This is a genomic window from Pseudomonas subflava, assembly GCF_023823685.1.
GTDB classification, from domain to species: Bacteria; Pseudomonadota; Gammaproteobacteria; order Pseudomonadales; family Pseudomonadaceae; genus Aquipseudomonas; species Aquipseudomonas subflava.
Window position 1 is genome coordinate 321567 of the sequence record NZ_JAMXBF010000001.1, and the last position, 16266, is coordinate 337832.

A 16266-nucleotide genomic window follows, 5' to 3' on the forward strand; every position below is an offset into this window, starting at 1 on the left:
CCCGCATAACAACAAGGAAAACGCGCATGTCCCAATACCTGCTTGCCATCGACCAGGGCACCACCAGTTCCCGCGCCATCGTCTTCAGTGCCCAGGGGTTGCCACTGGCCAGCGCCCAGCAGGAGTTCAAGCAGTATTTCCCGAAGGACGGCTGGGTCGAGCATGACGCCGAAGAGATCTGGCTGACCACCCTCAAGGTCTGCCGCGAGGCCCTCGCCAGCAAGGGCCTGAAGGCCAGCGAGGTGCTCGCCATCGGTATCACCAACCAGCGCGAGACCGCCGTGGTGTGGGATGCCGCCACCGGCACGCCGATCCACCCGGCCATCGTCTGGCAGGACCGTCGCACCGCCGACTATTGCGCCGGGCTCAAGGCCGAGGGCCACGAGGCCCTGGTGAGCGAGCGCACCGGCCTGCTGATCGATCCCTACTTCTCCGCCACCAAGCTGCGCTGGATTCTCGACAGCGTGCCCGGTGCCCGCGAGCGCGCCGAGCGTGGCGAGCTGCGCTTCGGCACCGTCGACTGCTTCCTGCTGTGGCGCCTGACCGGCGGCAAGTCGCACCGTACCGACGCCAGCAACGCCTCGCGCACGCTGCTGTTCAACATCCACACCCAGCAGTGGGATGAAGAACTGCTCGGGCTGTTCGACATCCCGCGCAGCCTGCTGCCGGAGGTGCTGGACTGCGCCGCCGACTTCGGCACCACCGAACCGGCGCTGCTCGGCGCGGGCATCCCGGTGCTGGGCATGGCCGGCGACCAGCAGGCCGCGCTGATCGGCCAGGCCTGCTTCAACGCCGGCATGGTCAAGAGCACCTACGGCACCGGCTGCTTCATGATCCAGAACACCGGCGCCACGCCGGTGGTGTCGAAGAACCGCCTGCTGACCACCGTGGGCTACCGCCTGAACGGCAAAGTCACCTATGCGGTGGAGGGCAGCATCTTCGTCGCCGGCGCCGCGGTGCAGTGGCTGCGCGACGGCATCAAGCTGATCAGCGATGCCCGCGACACCGAGTCCCTGGCCGAGCAGACCGGCGACACCTGCGGCGTGTACCTGGTGCCGGCGTTCACCGGCCTCGGCGCGCCGTACTGGGACCCCAAGGCGCGCGGCGCCATCTTCGGCCTGACCCGCGACACCGGGATCAAGGAGATCGTCACCGCCGGCCTGCAGTCGGTGTGCTACCAGACTCGCGACCTGCTCGAGGCGATGCGCCAGGACGGCGCCGCCGAGCCCAGCGCGCTGCGGGTGGACGGCGGCATGGTGGTGAACAACTGGGTCATGCAGTTCCTCGCCGACATCCTCGGCGTGCCGGTGGAGCGTCCGGTAGTGACCGAAACCACGGCGCTGGGCGTAGCCTACCTGGCCGGCCTGCAGGCCGGGCTGTACCGCGACCTGGACGAGATCGCCAGCCACTGGCACCGCCAGCAGCGCTTCGCCCCGCGCATGGCCGACGCCCACCGCGGCAAGCTCTACGCCGGCTGGCTGGATGCGGTGAAGAGGGTACGCAGCGAAGGCTGAAGGTGATACAACGGCGCGAGTTCTTCGCCGAGTTCGTCGCATGCAGCCGCGCCGTCGCCTGCCGCTCCTTTCTCCCCTCCTGACGCTGCTTGCCTGTCTGGCCACGGCGGGCCAGGCGCATGGCGAAACGCTGGTCATCGCCGCCGATCCCTGGTGCCCGATCAACTGCGCGGCCGACGCGCCCAGGCCGGGCATCCTGGTCGAGTTGGCGCGGGACATCTTCGCCGAACACGGCATCGCCGTGCGCTACGAGACGCGCAACTGGGCGCGGGTGCTGCGCGAGGTGCGCCGTGGCGAGATCAATGCCGCGGTCGGGGCCGGCCGCGCGGATGCGCCGGATTTCCTGTTCACCGATACCCCGGTGGCCATGTCGCGCAATTGTTTCTACACCCTTCGGGAGTCGCAGTGGCTTTTCACCGGCATCGAGTCGCTGAAGGCGGTGCGGCTCGGCGTGATCAACGACTACAGCTACGGCGAGCTGCTCAACGCCTACATCGCGGCGCGCCCGGGCGATCGGGTGCAGGTGGCCGCCGGTAGCACCGCGCTGGACATCAACCTGAGCAAGCTGGCCCGCGGCCGCCTGGACGCGGTGTTGGAAAACCGCTGGGTGCTGCAGACGCGACTGGCCGCCCTGGGGCGCAGCGGCGAGCTGCGCGAGGCGGGCTGTCGCCAGCCGGATGTGCCGATCTACCTGGCCTTCTCGCCGGCACGGGCGGACAGCGCCCGCTACGTCGAGCTGTTCGAGCAGGGCCTGCTGCGCTATCGCGCGGATGGCCGGCTACGGGTGCTGCTCGAGGCCTATGGCGTCAGCGAGCGATAGCGTCGCGCGGCTGTAACGTCGCAATCGACGGCGACTGTACCGGGCTGCCAAGCGCGGGTGGCGGCATGCTGGTGGGTCATTGAACGTCCCCAGGGAGCAGGGCATGCCACTCGAATTCCATCAGATCGACGCTTTCACCGACCAGCCGTTTCGCGGCAATCCGGCCGTGGTCTACCGGCTCGACGCCTGGCTGGACGACGAGCTGATGCAGCGCATCGCCGCCGAGCACAACCAGGCCGAGACCGCCTTCACCGTGCGTGAGGGCGACGGTTGGCGTATCCGTTGGTTCACCCCGGCGTGCGAGGTGCCGCTGTGCGGCCACGCGACCCTGGCCACCGCCCATGCGCTGTTCGATCTATATGGCGAGCCGGGCGAGCGCCTGGACTTCGTCTGCCTGTCCGGCGCCCTGGCGGTGGCGCGCGAGAATGGCCGGCTGGTGCTGGACTTCCCGGCCATGTGGCTGGAGCCCGCGCCACTGGCGGAGCAGGTCGCTGCCATCCTCGGTCAGCGGGTGCTGGAGGTGCGGGCCGGCAAAGAGCTGCTGGCGGTGCTGGAGTCGGAGCAGGCGGTGCGCGACTGCGAGCCGGACCTGGCGGCACTGGCGAAGCTGCCGGGGCTGGGTGTGATCGTCACCGCGCCGGGCGTGCGGCACGACTTCGTCTCGCGCTACTTCGCCCCGGGCATCGGCATCGACGAGGACCCGGTGACGGGTTCCACCCACTGCATCCTCACGCCCTATTGGGCCGAGCGCCTGAGCAAGCATGATCTGAGCGCCTACCAGTGTTCCGCCCGCGGCGGCGAGCTGCACTGCCGGCTGGAAGGCGAGCGGGTGAAGATCGCCGGCCAGGCGGTGCTGGTGGCCAGCGGTACGTTGCACCTGTGAGTCGTGCCGGGTGATGGCGGGCTGCCGCGTTGCTGCGAGGCCGCCCTACGGTCGGTTCGGCGGGTGCTTGGTGTGCTCGGCCGCAGGGCAGTGCACCGCTGGGTGGCGGTGGGGTAGCGGATTGAACCGTTAGGTGGGGGCCCGTTGGCCGTGGCGTGAGGCAATGGCGGGCTGCCGCTGCGCGGCGAGGCCGCCCTACGTCAGGTCGGCGGTGCCGCTGTAGGGTGTGCTCGCGTGGCGGTGAGGTCGTGGATTGTGTGTCAGCTGCCGCTGTAGCGGCGCACGCCGGATTCCGGGAGGTTGACCTGGGCGGCCACGCTGCCCTGGGCGGCGAATACCACCAGGTGATCGGCGGCGATGCGGATGCCTACCTGCTGGCCCGGCAGGTGGTCGGCGTGGCTGGGGAAGATCGCCTCCAGCTGGGTGCCGGTCGGCAGTTGCAGGCGGTACAAGGTGGCGGCGCCGAGGAAGGTCTTGCCGACGATCTGCGCCTGCAGGTCGGCGTCCGGCGCGGGGACGATGTCGTCCGGGCGCAGCAGCACGTCCACCGCGCTGCCGGCCGGCAGGGTGTAGGCGCGGTTGCCGCGGATCACACCGAGTTCGGTCTGCACCGTGTCCGGGCTCTGCAGCTGGCCGCGGATGAAGTAACCCTGGCCGACGAAGCTGGCGACGAAGGGCGTCAGCGGCTCGTGGTAGAGGTTGTAGGGCGTGTCCCACTGTTCCAGGCGGCCCTTGTTGAACACGCCGACGTGGTCGCTGACGGCGAAGGCCTCTTCCTGGTCATGGGTGACCAGGATGGCGCTGGTGCCGCGCGCCTTGAGGATGTCGCGCACCTCGTGGCTGAGGCGCCGGCGCAGCTCGCCGTCGAGGTTGGAGAAGGGCTCGTCGAGCAGCAGCAGCTGCGGCTCCGGCGCCAGCGCGCGGGCCAGCGACACGCGCTGCTGCTGGCCGCCGGACAGCTCGTGGGGAAAGCGCTTGCCCAGGTGGCCCAGCTTGACCAGCTCCAGCAGCTCGGCGGTGATCTTGTCGCGCTGCGGATGCTTGCGGATGCCGAAGGCCACGTTGTCCGCCACGTTGAGGTGAGGGAACAGGGCGTAGTCCTGGAATACCATGCCGATGCGGCGCTTCTCCGGCGCCAGGGTGAAGCCGGCGCGGGAGATCACCTCGCCGCCCAGCTCGATCTCGCCTTCCTGCACCGGCTCGAAACCGGCGATGGCGCGCAGGGTAGTGGTCTTGCCGCAGCCGGACGGGCCGAGCAGGCAGCCGATATCGCCGGCGTTCAGGTGCAGGTTGAGCGTCTGCACGATGCGCTGGCCCTGGTAGCCGCAGGCCAGATCGCGCAGGGACAGCAGCAACTGGCTCATGCGCTGCGCAGGCCCGGAGCGACCAGCAGCTCCATCAGCGCCTTCTGTGCGTGCAGGCGGTTCTCGGCCTGCTGCCAGGCCAGAGAACGTGGGTCGTCGAGCAGGTCGTCGCTGATTTCCTCGCCGCGGTGGGCGGGCAGGCAGTGCAGGAAGATCACGGCCGGGTCGGCGGCATCGAGCAGGGCACGGTTGACCTGGTAGGGCGCGAACAGGGCGAGGCGCTTGGCGCTTTCCTCTTCCTGGCCCATGGAGGTCCACACGTCGGTGCTCACCAGATGGGCGCCGGCCACGGCTTCCTTCGGATCGCGGACGATGCGCACCCGGTCGCCGGCGGCCTTGATGAATTCGGCCTTGGGCTCGTAGCCCTCGGGGCAGGCGATGCGCAGCTGGAAGTCGAACTGCACGGCCGCCTCCAGGTAGGTGTTGCACATGTTGTTGCCATCGCCGATCCAGGCCACGGTCTTGCCCTGGATGCTGCCGCGGGCCTCCTCGAAGGTCTGCATGTCGGCCAGCAGCTGGCAGGGGTGCAGGTCGTCGGACAGGCCGTTGATCACCGGCACCGTGCTGCGCGCGGCGAACTCGGTGAGGGTGCTGTGGGCGTAGGTGCGGATCATGACTACGTCGAGCATGCTCGACATGACGATGGCGGTGTCGCCGATCGGTTCGCCGCGGCCCAGCTGGGTGTCGCGCGGGGAGAGGAAGATGGCCTGGCCGCCGAGCTGGATCATGCCGGCCTCGAAGGACAGGCGGGTGCGGGTCGAGGCCTTCTCGAAGATCATGCCCAGCACGCGGCCCTTCAGCGGCTCGGGGGCGATGCCTCGCTGGCGCAGATCCTTCAGCTCGATGGCTCGACAGATCAGGCCGCTCAGTTCTTGCGGGCTGAAGTCCATCAACGAGAGAAAGTGCCTGGCGCTCATCTTGTTCACTACCTTGGTTTCGACAACTGTCGCAGCCCCGTTTTTCAGGGGAAAAAGCAGCCCACACAACGGCTTGAGCCGCGATCGGGCGACAAATGGGGAGGCCGGATCTTATAAGCAAACGACGCATTGGAGCAAATGAGCACCGGTCGAGCGACGCCGGCCCAGGGCACATGGCGGGCCCGATGCGGCGCATCGGCGGCCATGATGCCCGCCGATTCACGCGATAAAGGCCGCTGGCCAAGCCCTGCGGCTACGGCCATAGTCGAGTCTCGACGACTAGACCGGTCGTCTCGACCAGAACAATAGAGGCTAGGCCATGACCAAGACCCTCCATCACCGTGCCTGTCACCTGTGCGAGGCCATCTGCGGCCTGACCATCGAAACCGAGGACCGCGACGACGGTCGCCACATCCTGTCGATCAAGGGCGATGCCCTGGACAGCTTCAGTCGCGGCCATATCTGCCCGAAAGCCGTGGCGCTGCAGGACATCCAGAACGACCCGGATCGCGTGCGTCAGCCGCTGCGCAAGGTCGCCGGCCAGTGGCAGCCGATCGGCTGGGACGAGGCCTTCGAGCTGGTCGCCGAGCGCTTCGCGGCGATCCAGGCCGAGCACGGCAAGAATGCCGTGGCCGTGTACCAGGGCAATCCCAGCGTGCACAACTACGGGCTGATGACCCACAGCAACTACTTCCTCGGTCAGCTGAAGACGCGCAACCGCTTCTCCGCCACCTCGGTGGACCAGCTGCCGCATCACCTGACCAGCTACCTGATGTACGGCCACGGCCTGCTGCTGCCGATCCCGGACATCGACCATACCCAGTTCATGCTGATCCTCGGCGGCAACCCGCTGGCCTCCAACGGCAGCATCATGACCGTGCCGGACGTGGAGAAGCGCCTGAAGGCGCTCAAGGCTCGCGGCGGCAAGCTGGTGGTGGTCGACCCGCGGCGCAGTGAGACGGCGGCGATGGCCGACCAGCACATCTTCGTGCGCCCGGGTAACGACGCGGCGCTGCTGCTCGGCCTGCTCAACACCCTGTTCGACGAGGGCCTGACCCGTGAGGGCCCGTTGCCGGTCAATGGTCTGGATCAGGTGAAGGAGGCCGTGGCCCCATTTACCGCCGAAGTCATGAGCTCCCGCTGCGGCGTGCCGGCCGAGGAGATCCGCCAGCTGGCCCGCGACTTCGCCGCCGCCGAGTCGGCGGTGTGCTACGGGCGCATGGGCGTGTCCACCCAGGCATACGGCAGCCTGTGCCACTGGCTGATCCAGCTGATCAACCTTGTCACCGGTAACCTCGACCGGGTCGGCGGCACCCTGTGCACCAGCCCCGCGCTGGACCTGGTGGCGAGCACCTCTGGCGGTCATTTCAATGTCTGGCAGAGCCGCGTCTCCGGCCTGCCGGAATACGGCGGCGAGCTGCCGGTGGCGGCGCTGGCCGAGGAAATGCTCACCCCCGGCGAGGGGCAGATCCGCGCGCTGGTCACGGTGGCCGGCAATCCGGTGCTGTCCACGCCCAATGGCCGCCAGCTGGAGCAGGCGCTGGACGGGCTGGACTTCATGGTCTCGGTCGACCTCTACATCAACGAGACCACCCGCCACGCCGACCTGATCCTGCCGCCCACCGCGCCGCTGGAACACGACCACTACGACACCACCTTCAACGTGTTCGCCGTGCGCAACGTCACTCGCTTCAACGAGCCGGTGCTGGCCAAGCCGGAAGGCGCGCTGGACGACTGGGAGATCTTCGTTGGCCTGGCCAAGGCCTTCGCCGCCAAGAACGGCACCGAGCTCAAGCCGACCATGCCGCCGCAGCAGATGATCGACATGGGCCTGCGCTTCGGTCCCTATGGCGACAAGTCCGAACACAAGCTCAGCCTGGCGGCGCTGCGCGACGCCCCCCATGGCATCGACCTGGGGCCGCTGCAGCCGAACCTGGCGGCGCGGCTGAAGACCGAGTCCAAGGCCATCGAGGCCGCGCCGGAGCTGCTGGTCGCCGACCTGGCGCGCTTCGCCGCCGAGCCGCTGCCGGCCGAGGGCGAGCTGGTGCTGATCGGCCGGCGTCATGTGCGCAGCAACAACTCGTGGATGCACAACTACCAGCGCCTGGTGAAGGGCAAACCGCGGCATCAGCTGCTGATGCACCCGCAGGATATGGCCGGCAGAGGGCTGAGTGACGGCCAGCGCGTGCGTGTGCAGTCGCGGGTCGGCGAGATCGAGGTGGAGGCCGTGGCCAGCGACGAGATGATGCCTGGCGTGGTCAGCCTGCCGCACGGCTGGGGGCATGCCCGGCCGGGTGTGCAGATGGGCATCGCCAGCGCCCAGCCGGGCGCCAGCGCCAACGACCTGACCGATGACCGTCAGCTCGACGCGGTATCCGGCAACGCCGCGCTGAACGGCGTGCCGGTGCGGGTCGAGGCGGCTTGAGGGAGAGTGAGCCGGTCTTTGGGCCGGCTCAGAGGTGCACGCCGTAGCGGGCGTAGATCCGGTCGATGACGCCCTGCTGCTTGAGCTGCATGATCGCCTCGTCCAGGCGCTCCAGCCAGGCCGCGTGCCGCGGATGGACGCGCATGCTCACGTCGTAGGAGCTGATCACGTCGCCGATCTGCAGCCGCTTGTATTCGGGAATTGCCATCAGGTTGTACTGGGCGACGGCCTTGTTGACGATGATCTGGTCGAAGCGCGACCGGGCCAGCATGCTCAGCAGCTGCTGTTCGTTGAGGCCGTTGCGTCGGTCCAGCTGGCCGGACTCGATCAGCGGCGCCAGTTCGGGATAGGCGTAGCCGCGCACCATGCCCACCGATTTGCCGCGCAGGTCCTCCGGCTCCCTGACCGGAAAGGCCTTGTCCGGGGCGAACACCAGCACGTCGACCACCTTGCCGAACGGCGCGGAGAACAGCCCCGGCGTCGCCCGGCCCTGGGTCCAGCCGGGATAGACGCCGGGTTCGATATCCAGCTGGCCATCCTCGAACAGCAGGCCGATGCGCGGGTAGGGCAGGTACTGCACGTCGAAGCGATCACCGGTGAGCTCGGCCAGTTCGTCGAGGATGTCCTGGTAGATGCCGCGCCGGCCGTCCTCGATCATCATCGGCGGGTAGTTGTAGAAACCCACCTCGAAGGTCTCGGCGAGGCTGGCCTGTGCCGCCGTCCAGAGACAGAGCGCGCTCGCCGCCTTGATCAGCCACTTCCACCGCATCGTCCCCGACTCCCGCCGTCACCTTCCGACAGTCTAGTCTCCGTGGCGGCCGGAATGCCCATCCCGAGCCCGCCGCTGGGTCTTTCGTGTACAATCGCCGCACCGCGCCCGGCCCAGGTCCGGGAAAGTTCAGATGAGGTGAGTCGTGGATATTATCGATACCATCAAAGAGCAGATCGCCAACAACACCATCCTGCTGTACATGAAAGGCTCGCCCAACGCGCCGCAGTGCGGCTTCTCGGCCCGCGCCGCCCAGGTGGTGATGGCCTGCGGCGAGAAGTTCGCCTACGTGGACATCCTGCAGAACCCGGAAATCCGCGCCAACCTGCCCACCTACGCCAACTGGCCTACCTTCCCGCAACTGTGGGTCGGTGGCGAACTGGTCGGCGGCAGCGACATCCTCATCGAGATGTTCGAGAAGGGCGAGCTGCAGAGCCTGATCAAGGACGCCGCCGAGAAAGCCAAGGCCGAATAAGCCCCGCGACACCCGAAAGCCGATGCCCGCGCATCGGCTTTTTCGTTTGACGAGGATTCATGGATGAAGACTACCCTGCTGCTGGGCCTGGCCCTGCTGGCCTCCACCGCCCATGCCGAATGCGGCTACCGCGCCCTGGCCGTCGAGGCCGAGACCCCCGCGCTCTATGTCGGCGCCGGCAAGCGCGTCCAGGTCGAGTTCGACAACTACCGCCTGGATGGCGACGTGGACCGTTTCCCCGAGCCGCCGATGCGCATCCGCCAGGGCGGCGTTTCCTGCCGGGTGGACGGTGGCATCTGGCTGCGCGACGGCGTTTACCTGGACGCGGCGGAGAGACGCCTGCTGGTGCAGAGCTTCAGCGGCTCCGGCGGCGAGCTCAGCCTCTACGACACCGGCAACTGCGCGGAACTGAGCCGCGTCTACCTGCCGGAGGGACGCTGGGCCCTGGACGGCGAGCGGTTGCTGGTCGGCCGCCAGTGCGCCGGCGAAGGCATCGCCGGCTGCGCGGCGCGCGATGTCCACGTGCTGGACGAGCGCTGCCTGCCGCGCTGAGCCCGGCTTCAGGCGGGGCGGCGATCCTCGGCGTAGCGGCGCAGCACCCATTGCCCGGCAGGGCGGGCGAACAGCTGGTCGAGGAAAGCCTGGGTCTCTACGCCGTGCCCGGCGATGTGCTCCCAGGGCGTGCCGGCGGGGGTGAACAGCGGGCCGTAGAGCGAGGCGGCGGCCACGTCGGCCAGGCTCAGGCGATCGCCCACCAGGTAGCGCGCCGGATCGCCTCCGGTCAGCTCCTCGATCAGGTCCAGCCCGGCCAGCAGCTCCTCGCGTGACTTCGCCACCCGGTCGGGGCGAATGCCGTACAGCTTCTTCACCCCGTCGATCAGCAGCGGACGCATGCGGTCGCGCAGGCCGAACCAGGGGCGGTAGACCTTGAGCATGGCGTGCATCACCGTGCTCCAGTCCTCGATCTGGCCGTACAGCCAGCGCCGCACATGCACGCCCAGGCGGTCGAAGCGCTCTTCCAGTTCGAGGATGCGCGCGCGCTGCTCGGCGTCTTCCGGCAGCAGCGGCGCCTGCGGATAGCGCTGTTCCAGGTGCAGGGCGATGGCGGTGGAGTCGCCCACTACCTGGTCGCCGTCGCGCAGGATCGGCAGGGTGGCGATGCCGGCCAGGCGCTGGCTCTTCAGGCGGTGGAAGCCGGGGAACAGGTTGTCCACCCGGTAGTCGAGGCCCTTGTGGTCCAGGTGCCAGCGGGTCTTCTCGCAGTAGTGGGAGATGGGGAACTGGTAGAGGGTGCGCATGGCCGGCCTTCCGCAGGGAAACCGCGAGTGTATAGGCGCCGCGCATGACCACGAAGTCGCGTCCACTCGGCAGAACGACTGAATTGTGCGAAGCCCGCCACTGTCGGCAGGGATACACCCTGAGGACAGGAGAAGCAGCATGAGCGACTTGCGATCACTCGACGGCGCGGTGGTGGTCATCACCGGCGCTTCCAGCGGCATCGGCCGCGCCACGGCGCAGGCCTTCGCCCGGGAGCGTGCGCGCCTGGTACTGGCGTCGCGCGACAGAACTGCGCTGGCCGACGTGGTGAACGAATGCCAGCGACTCGGCGCGGAGGCCGTCGCCGTGCCCACCGACGTGACCGAGAGCGAAGCCCTGCAGCATCTGGCCGACCGCGCGCAGGCGTTCGGCGGGCACATCGACGTGTGGATCAACAACGCCGGCGTCGGCAGTGTCGGCGGTTTCGAAGACACGCCACTGCGGGTCCACGAGCAGGTGATCCAGACCGACCTGCTCGGCTACCTGCGCGGCGCCCACGCGGTGCTGCCGCTGTTCAAGAAGCAGCGCCGCGGCGTGCTGATCAACACCCTCTCGGTGGGCAGCTGGGTGGCGCAACCGTACGCGGTGTCCTATTCGGCGGCGAAGTTCGGCCTGCGCGGCTTCAGCGAGGCGCTGCGCGGCGAGCTGACCGACTGGCCGGGCATCCATGTCTGCGATGTCTACCCGGCGGTGATCGATACCCCCGGCTTCCGCGACGGCGGCAACTACAGCGGCCATGCCCTGACCCCGCCACCGCCGCGTTACGACCCGCGCGAAGTCGCCGCGACCATGGTGCGCCTGGCGTTGCATCCGCGTGCCAGCAGCACGGTCGGCGGCATGGCGCACCTGCTGCGCCTGGCGCATTTCCTGGTGCCGGGTTTCGCCCAACTGGCCGGCTGGGGGACGGCGCGCGCCATCGGCCGGGCGCGGCACACGCCGGTCTCGTCGGGCAACCTGTTCCATCCGCCGCTGGGGCAGCGCCGCATCGACGGTGGCTGGCGTCAGCCCGCGTCGAAGCAGACCAACACGCTGCTGGCACTCGGCGCTCTGGGCGCGGCGGCAGCGGGCTGGTACCTGGTGCGCCGGCTCAACGGTTCTTCGTGGCGGCGCTGACACCCTCGAGGGTGGCGAAGGACGTGTCCTTGGCGGTGAGCAGGAAGTCGCGCATGAACGGCGCGTCCAGCATGTCGGCACGGATGCCCGCATAGAGCGTGGCATACAGGCCCTTCTCGCCGAGGCGCTTGGCGGTCACGTAGCCGCGCGAGCTGTATTCGTGCAGCGCCCAGTTGGGCAGGCTGCACACGCCGCGGCCGCTGGCCACCAGCTGCATCATCATCACCGTCAGCTCGGAAGTGCGTACCTGCGCCGGCTCGACGTCGGCCGGCTCGAGGAAGCGCGAGAAGATGTCCAGGCGGTCGCGGTCGATCGGGTAGGTGATCAGCGTCTCCCGCTCCAGGTCCTCGGGCAGCACGTAGGAGCGGCCGGCCAGCGCATGCTGGTTGGCCACCGCCAGCAGGGCCTCGTAGGTGAACAGCGGCACGTAGGTGATGCCGGCCAGCTCCATCGGGTCGGAGGTCACCACTAGGTCGAGATCGCCGCGGGCCAGCGCCGGCAGCGGGGCGAAGGAGAAGCCCGAGGCCAGGTCCAGCTCCACCTCCGGCCAGGCATCGCGGAACTGGTCGATGGTCGGCATCAGCCACTGGAAGCAGCTGTGGCATTCGATGGCCATGTGCAGCCGTCCCGCAGTGCCGCCGGCCAGCCGCGCCAGGTCGCGCTCCGCGGCACGCAACTGCGGCAGCAGGCTGTCGGCCAGTTGCAGCAGGCGCAGGCCGGCGCTGGTGAAACGCACCGGCTTGGTCTTGCGCACGAACAGCTGCATGCCCAGGCGTTCCTCCAGTTCCTTGAACTGGTGGGACAGCGCCGACTGGGTCAGATGCAGGCGTTCGGCGGCCTCCACCAGGCTGTCGGTCTCACGCAGGGCGTGCAGGGTCTTGAGGTGGCGCAGTTCTAACATGAGCGGATCTCAATGAATAAAACTTGTGATGATCGAGAATATGTTGAGTTTGTCTCATGACAAGGTCGGTGTCGAGAATGTGCGCCATCGACGAACACCGGAGACAGACAATGGCATTGGCACACAACCTCGGCTTCCCGCGCATCGGCGGCGACCGCGAACTGAAGAAAGCCGTGGAGGCCTACTGGAAGGGCGAACTGGACGAAGCCGGCCTGCGCGCCGTGGGCCGCGAACTGCGCGCCGCTCACTGGCAGATCCAGAAGGACGCCGGCATCGAGCTGCTGCCGGTCGGTGACTTCGCCTGGTACGACCAGGTACTGACCCACTCGCTGACCTTCGGCGTGATTCCCGAGCGCTTCCATGTCCACGGCGGCAAGCCGGGTCTGGACACGCTGTTCGGCATGGCGCGTGGGGTTTCCGGAAATACCAGCAGCCACAACACCTGCTGCGGCGGTGCTCATGCCCAGGAGATGACCAAGTGGTTCGATACCAACTACCACTACCTGGTCCCCGAATTCTCCGCCGACCAGCAGTTCGCGCTGAGCTGGGAGCAGCTGTTCGAGGAGGTGGAGGAGGGCAAGGCCCTGGGCCACAACCTCAAGCCGGTGCTGATCGGCCCGCTGACTTATTTGTGGCTGGGCAAGGAGAAAGGTAGCGACTTCGAGCGTCTCGATCTGCTCGAGCGTCTGCTGCCGGTCTACGGCGAGATCCTCCAGCGCCTCGCCGCTCAGGGCATCGAGTGGGTGCAGATCGACGAGCCGATTCTCGCCCTCGACCTGTCGCAGGCCTGGAAGAACGCCTTCGAGCGTGCCTACAACCTGCTGCAGAGGGAGCCGGGCAAGAAGCTGATCGCGACCTACTTCGCCGGCCTGGAAGACAACCTCGGCCTGGCCGCCGGCCTGCCGGTGGACGGCCTGCACATCGACCTGGTGCGCGCGCCGGAACAGTTCCCGGCCATTCTCGACCGGCTGCCGGCCTACAAGGTGCTCTCGCTCGGCGTGGTCAACGGCCGCAACGTCTGGCGTACCGATCTGCAGAAGGCCCTGGCCGTGCTGCAGCAGGCCCACGAGCGCCTGGGCTCGCGGCTGTGGGTGGCGCCGAGCTGCTCGCTGCTGCACAGCCCGGTCGATCTGGCCCGCGAGGACAAGCTGGATGCGGAGCTTGCGAGCTGGCTGGCCTTCGCCGTGCAGAAATGCCAGGAGGTCGCCGTGCTGGCCAAGGCGCTGCGTGAGCCGCAGGCCGCCGAGGTGCAGGCCGCGCTGGCCGAGAGCGACGCCGTGCAGGCCAGCCGCGCCGCCTCGCCGCGCATCCACAAGCCGGCCGTGCAGGCCCGTCTGGCGGCCGTCACCACGGCCGACAGCCGGCGCCAGTCGCCGTTTGCCACCCGCATCGAACTGCAACGGGCCCGCCTGAAGCTGCCGGCATTCCCGACCACCACCATCGGCTCTTTCCCGCAGACCTCGGCCATCCGCCTGGCGCGCCAGTCGTTCAAGGCCGGCAAGCTGTCCGCGGCCGACTACACCGAGGCCATGCACAGCGAGATCCGCCACGCGGTGAGCATCCAGGAGCAACTGGGCCTGGACGTGCTGGTGCACGGCGAGGCCGAGCGTAACGACATGGTCGAGTACTTCGCCGAGCAGCTCGACGGCTACGCCTTCACCCGCTTCGGCTGGGTGCAGAGCTACGGCTCGCGCTGCGTGAAACCGGCGATCATCTATGGCGACCTGGCGCGTCCCAAGCCGATGACGGTGGAGTGGATCGAGTACGCCCAGCGCTGCACCGACAAGCTGATGAAGGGCATGCTGACCGGCCCGGTGACCATGCTGATGTGGTCCTTCCCGCGCGACGATATTTCCCGCGAGCAGCAGGCGCGCCAGCTGGCCCTGGCCATCCGCGACGAGGTGGTCGACCTGGAAGCCGCCGGCATCAAGGTCATCCAGATCGACGAGGCCGCCTTCCGCGAAGGCCTGCCGCTGCGCAAGGCGCAATGGCAGGGCTACCTGGATTGGGCCACCGAGGCCTTCCGCCTGACCGCCTCCGGCGTGCGCGACGAGACGCAGATCCACACCCACATGTGCTACAGCGAGTTCAACGACGTGATCGAGTCCATCGCCGCCATGGATGCCGACGTGATCACCATCGAGACCTCGCGCTCGGACATGGAGCTTCTGGATGCCTTCGAGCGCTTCGACTATCCCAACGAGATCGGCCCGGGCGTGTACGACATCCACTCGCCACGGGTGCCGGACAGCGGCGAGATGGTGCGCCTGATGCGCAAGGCGGCGCGGCGCGTGCCGGCCGAACGCCTGTGGGTCAACCCCGACTGCGGCCTGAAGACCCGCGGCTGGCCGGAGACCGAGGCGGCGCTGGTCAACATGGTGGCCGCCGCCAGGCAGCTGCGTAGCGAGCTGGCCTGAGTCGGGCCGGCGCAGACGAAACGGAGCCTCGCGCTCCGTTTCGCGTTTGCGGCCCCGGCGTTTGGCTTGAACGCAGCGCCGGCCGGCGGGTCGGAACCCTTGAGGGGCGCGAACCGGCCAGCGGGCCGGCCGCCCGCAAGCAAGGAGAGATCCCATGGTCATGCACTACAAGGTCGCCGGTCACCTGGCCTGCGGCACCCATGGCGAGAAGCTGTCGTCCACCCACGAACTGGGCAAGGTCAAGTGCCGCAACTGCCGCAAGACCGAGGCCTTCACCGAGGCCCGCCGCACCGCGCGCAACGCCGCCCGGCGGGCCTCGCGAAAGGCCAAGGTCGAGCGTCCGGCTCCGGACTGGCGTTCCGCCTGGGAGGCGCGTCTCAGCGGCCTGCCGGGGCGCCAGCGCCTGCCGCGCGGCTTCGGCGATCAGGCATTCGTCTAGCGCGGCACCGCCACCAGGCTGAGCAGGTAGTCGTCGAACTCGGCGTAGCGGCCGTCCAGCTCGCTACCCTTGGGCCAGTCGCCATGCAGGTCGAGCAGCAGACGCAGGCGCGCGCCGCCGGCGTCGTCCTGCCCGATCAGCTCGGCATCGTGGAAATAGAAGCGCCGCAGCACGAGCGGATAGAGCGCCTTGAACAGGCTCTCCTTCAGCGAGAAGGTCAGGGTCACCCGCTGGGCGAAGGCCTGCGGGTCCAGGTTCCGGGCACGCTCCAGCTCGGCGGGGGTGAGGATTTCCCCGGCCAGTTTGGCGGCGCGCTCGGCGCTCAGGTGCTTCTCCAGGTCCAGGCCCAGGCCGCGCCAATGACGGTTGCTGGCGACGACGGCGGCTGCCTGACCCGCGCCATGGGTGATGGAGCCGACCACGCCGGCGGGCCAGATCGGCACGCCGTCCTCGTCGCGCCCCGGTACCAGGGCCTGGCCGCACAACTGGCGCAGCGCCTCGCGGGCGCAGAGGCGGCCGGCCAGATATTCGCCCTGGCGCTTGGCCACGCCGCGCACCGGCTCGATGGCGCAGCGCTGGAAGTCGTCGACCTGCAGCCGGGTGTGATCGAACCCGGCGCACACCAGGCGCGCATCCGCCAGGCCCAGGGGCGGCGTTTCGGCTCGGAACTGGAAGAAGGGCGGGAGTGGGGCGGTCATGCCCGGCATTCTGCCGTGGCCGGCTGAGCCGGGCCAGCCGTTTACATTTCTTTGCACGGCGATAACGAAGCGCTACAGAGCAAGCGCTTGCTTATGGTCAGAATGCGGCATGCGTTCTTCGGAACGCTGGTGAGGTTGTAGCCACGGCACGGCGTGTCGCCACCGTGGTTTTACTCTACTGATCGAGTGCGGGAGTCCCTTGGGACTCCCGTTT

General features: G+C 68.5%; 15 protein-coding genes. 9 read left to right on the forward strand and 6 right to left on the reverse strand.

Translation table 11 applies throughout. The annotated features are described in order from the left end of the window. The first annotated feature begins 26 nt into the window (after positions 1–26). From glpK to NF616_RS01650, 3 genes are all read left to right on the forward strand, one after another. The gene (gene glpK / locus NF616_RS01640) at positions 27–1514 is read left to right on the forward strand and encodes a glycerol kinase GlpK (protein ID WP_252271294.1); all 1488 of its coding nucleotides are present in this window, start codon (positions 27–29) and stop codon (positions 1512–1514) included. 40 nt (positions 1515–1554) lie between these two features. After that, positions 1555–2334 (forward strand): substrate-binding periplasmic protein, encoded by a 780-nt coding sequence (locus tag NF616_RS01645; protein WP_252271296.1) that lies wholly within the window; start codon positions 1555–1557, stop codon positions 2332–2334. 103 nt (positions 2335–2437) lie between these two features. Continuing rightward, positions 2438–3217, forward strand: coding sequence for a PhzF family phenazine biosynthesis protein (locus tag NF616_RS01650; protein WP_252271300.1), 780 nt, complete (start codon positions 2438–2440; stop codon positions 3215–3217). A gap of 260 nt (positions 3218–3477) precedes the next feature. Here the strand turns inward: NF616_RS01650 and NF616_RS01655 are convergent, their stop codons facing one another. Continuing rightward, positions 3478–4581, reverse strand: a complete 1104-nt coding sequence (locus NF616_RS01655; RefSeq protein ID WP_252271301.1) for an ABC transporter ATP-binding protein — start codon at positions 4579–4581, stop codon at positions 3478–3480. Next, the gene (gene argF / locus NF616_RS01660; RefSeq protein WP_252271302.1) at positions 4578–5498 is read right to left on the reverse strand and encodes an ornithine carbamoyltransferase; all 921 of its coding nucleotides are present in this window, start codon (positions 5496–5498) and stop codon (positions 4578–4580) included. Before argF ends, NF616_RS01655 begins: the two co-directional genes overlap by 4 nt. A 319-nt stretch (positions 5499–5817) precedes the next feature. Here argF and NF616_RS01665 point away from each other — a divergent pair, with 319 nt between their 5' ends. Next, positions 5818–7923 (forward strand): molybdopterin oxidoreductase family protein, encoded by a 2106-nt coding sequence (locus NF616_RS01665; RefSeq protein ID WP_252271303.1) that lies wholly within the window; start codon positions 5818–5820, stop codon positions 7921–7923. 28 nt (positions 7924–7951) lie between these two features. Here NF616_RS01665 and NF616_RS01670 read toward each other — a convergent pair whose 3' ends face one another. Continuing rightward, complete coding sequence (locus NF616_RS01670; RefSeq protein WP_252271304.1) at positions 7952–8692, reverse strand: substrate-binding periplasmic protein; 741 nt, start codon at positions 8690–8692, stop codon at positions 7952–7954. A gap of 145 nt (positions 8693–8837) precedes the next feature. Between NF616_RS01670 and grxD the strand changes: the two genes are divergently transcribed. Both grxD and NF616_RS01680 read left to right on the forward strand, forming a co-directional pair. Beyond that, complete coding sequence (gene grxD, locus NF616_RS01675) at positions 8838–9167, forward strand: Grx4 family monothiol glutaredoxin (RefSeq protein ID WP_252271305.1); 330 nt, start codon at positions 8838–8840, stop codon at positions 9165–9167. Positions 9168–9230: 63 nt separating this feature from the next. After that, positions 9231–9719, forward strand: a complete 489-nt coding sequence (locus tag NF616_RS01680; RefSeq protein ID WP_252271306.1) for a hypothetical protein — start codon at positions 9231–9233, stop codon at positions 9717–9719. 8 nt (positions 9720–9727) lie between these two features. On the opposite strand, the gene NF616_RS01685 is transcribed toward NF616_RS01680, so the two are convergent. Next, the gene (locus NF616_RS01685) at positions 9728–10465 is read right to left on the reverse strand and encodes a glutathione S-transferase family protein (RefSeq protein WP_252271307.1); all 738 of its coding nucleotides are present in this window, start codon (positions 10463–10465) and stop codon (positions 9728–9730) included. A gap of 139 nt (positions 10466–10604) precedes the next feature. Here NF616_RS01685 and NF616_RS01690 point away from each other — a divergent pair, with 139 nt between their 5' ends. Continuing rightward, the gene (locus NF616_RS01690) at positions 10605–11597 is read left to right on the forward strand and encodes an SDR family oxidoreductase (protein WP_252271308.1); all 993 of its coding nucleotides are present in this window, start codon (positions 10605–10607) and stop codon (positions 11595–11597) included. On the opposite strand, the gene metR is transcribed toward NF616_RS01690, so the two are convergent. After that, positions 11572–12498, reverse strand: a complete 927-nt coding sequence (gene metR, locus NF616_RS01695; protein ID WP_252271309.1) for a transcriptional regulator MetR — start codon at positions 12496–12498, stop codon at positions 11572–11574. The two genes, NF616_RS01690 and metR, sit on opposite strands and share 26 nt — an antisense overlap. Positions 12499–12608: 110 nt before the next feature. Between metR and metE the strand changes: the two genes are divergently transcribed. Further along, positions 12609–14915: a 5-methyltetrahydropteroyltriglutamate--homocysteine S-methyltransferase gene (gene metE / locus NF616_RS01700; RefSeq protein ID WP_252271312.1), complete on the forward strand. Its 2307-nt coding sequence runs from the start codon at positions 12609–12611 to the stop codon at positions 14913–14915. Between the two features lie 154 nt (positions 14916–15069). Beyond that, positions 15070–15354, forward strand: a complete 285-nt coding sequence (locus NF616_RS01705) for a hypothetical protein (protein WP_252271313.1) — start codon at positions 15070–15072, stop codon at positions 15352–15354. On the opposite strand, the gene NF616_RS01710 is transcribed toward NF616_RS01705, so the two are convergent. Then, entirely contained in the window at positions 15351–16061 is a 711-nt protein-coding gene (locus NF616_RS01710) for a 4'-phosphopantetheinyl transferase family protein (RefSeq protein ID WP_434091840.1), read from the reverse strand. The genes NF616_RS01705 and NF616_RS01710 overlap by 4 nt on opposite strands. Positions 16062–16266: the final 205 nt, after the last annotated feature.

Bases quoted from the DNA above. Each gene is read 5' to 3' on its own strand.
- NF616_RS01710 (WP_434091840.1), bottom strand. From the start codon at position 16,061: ATGCCGGGCATGACCGCCCCACTCCCGCCCTTCTTCCAGTTCCGAGCC.
- NF616_RS01685 (WP_252271307.1), bottom strand. From the start codon at position 10,465: ATGCGCACCCTCTACCAGTTCCCCATCTCCCACTACTGCGAGAAGACC.
- metE (WP_252271312.1), top strand. From the start codon at position 12,609: ATGGCATTGGCACACAACCTCGGCTTCCCGCGCATCGGCGGCGACCGC.
- glpK (WP_252271294.1), top strand. From the start codon at position 27: ATGTCCCAATACCTGCTTGCCATCGACCAGGGCACCACCAGTTCCCGC.
- argF (WP_252271302.1), bottom strand. From the start codon at position 5,498: ATGAGCGCCAGGCACTTTCTCTCGTTGATGGACTTCAGCCCGCAAGAA.
- NF616_RS01705 (WP_252271313.1), top strand. From the start codon at position 15,070: ATGGTCATGCACTACAAGGTCGCCGGTCACCTGGCCTGCGGCACCCAT.
- NF616_RS01680 (WP_252271306.1), top strand. From the start codon at position 9,231: ATGAAGACTACCCTGCTGCTGGGCCTGGCCCTGCTGGCCTCCACCGCC.
- NF616_RS01650 (WP_252271300.1), top strand. From the start codon at position 2,438: ATGCCACTCGAATTCCATCAGATCGACGCTTTCACCGACCAGCCGTTT.
- NF616_RS01670 (WP_252271304.1), bottom strand. From the start codon at position 8,692: ATGCGGTGGAAGTGGCTGATCAAGGCGGCGAGCGCGCTCTGTCTCTGG.
- NF616_RS01655 (WP_252271301.1), bottom strand. From the start codon at position 4,581: ATGAGCCAGTTGCTGCTGTCCCTGCGCGATCTGGCCTGCGGCTACCAG.
- NF616_RS01690 (WP_252271308.1), top strand. From the start codon at position 10,605: ATGAGCGACTTGCGATCACTCGACGGCGCGGTGGTGGTCATCACCGGC.
- NF616_RS01665 (WP_252271303.1), top strand. From the start codon at position 5,818: ATGACCAAGACCCTCCATCACCGTGCCTGTCACCTGTGCGAGGCCATC.
- metR (WP_252271309.1), bottom strand. From the start codon at position 12,498: ATGTTAGAACTGCGCCACCTCAAGACCCTGCACGCCCTGCGTGAGACC.
- NF616_RS01645 (WP_252271296.1), top strand. From the start codon at position 1,555: ATGCAGCCGCGCCGTCGCCTGCCGCTCCTTTCTCCCCTCCTGACGCTG.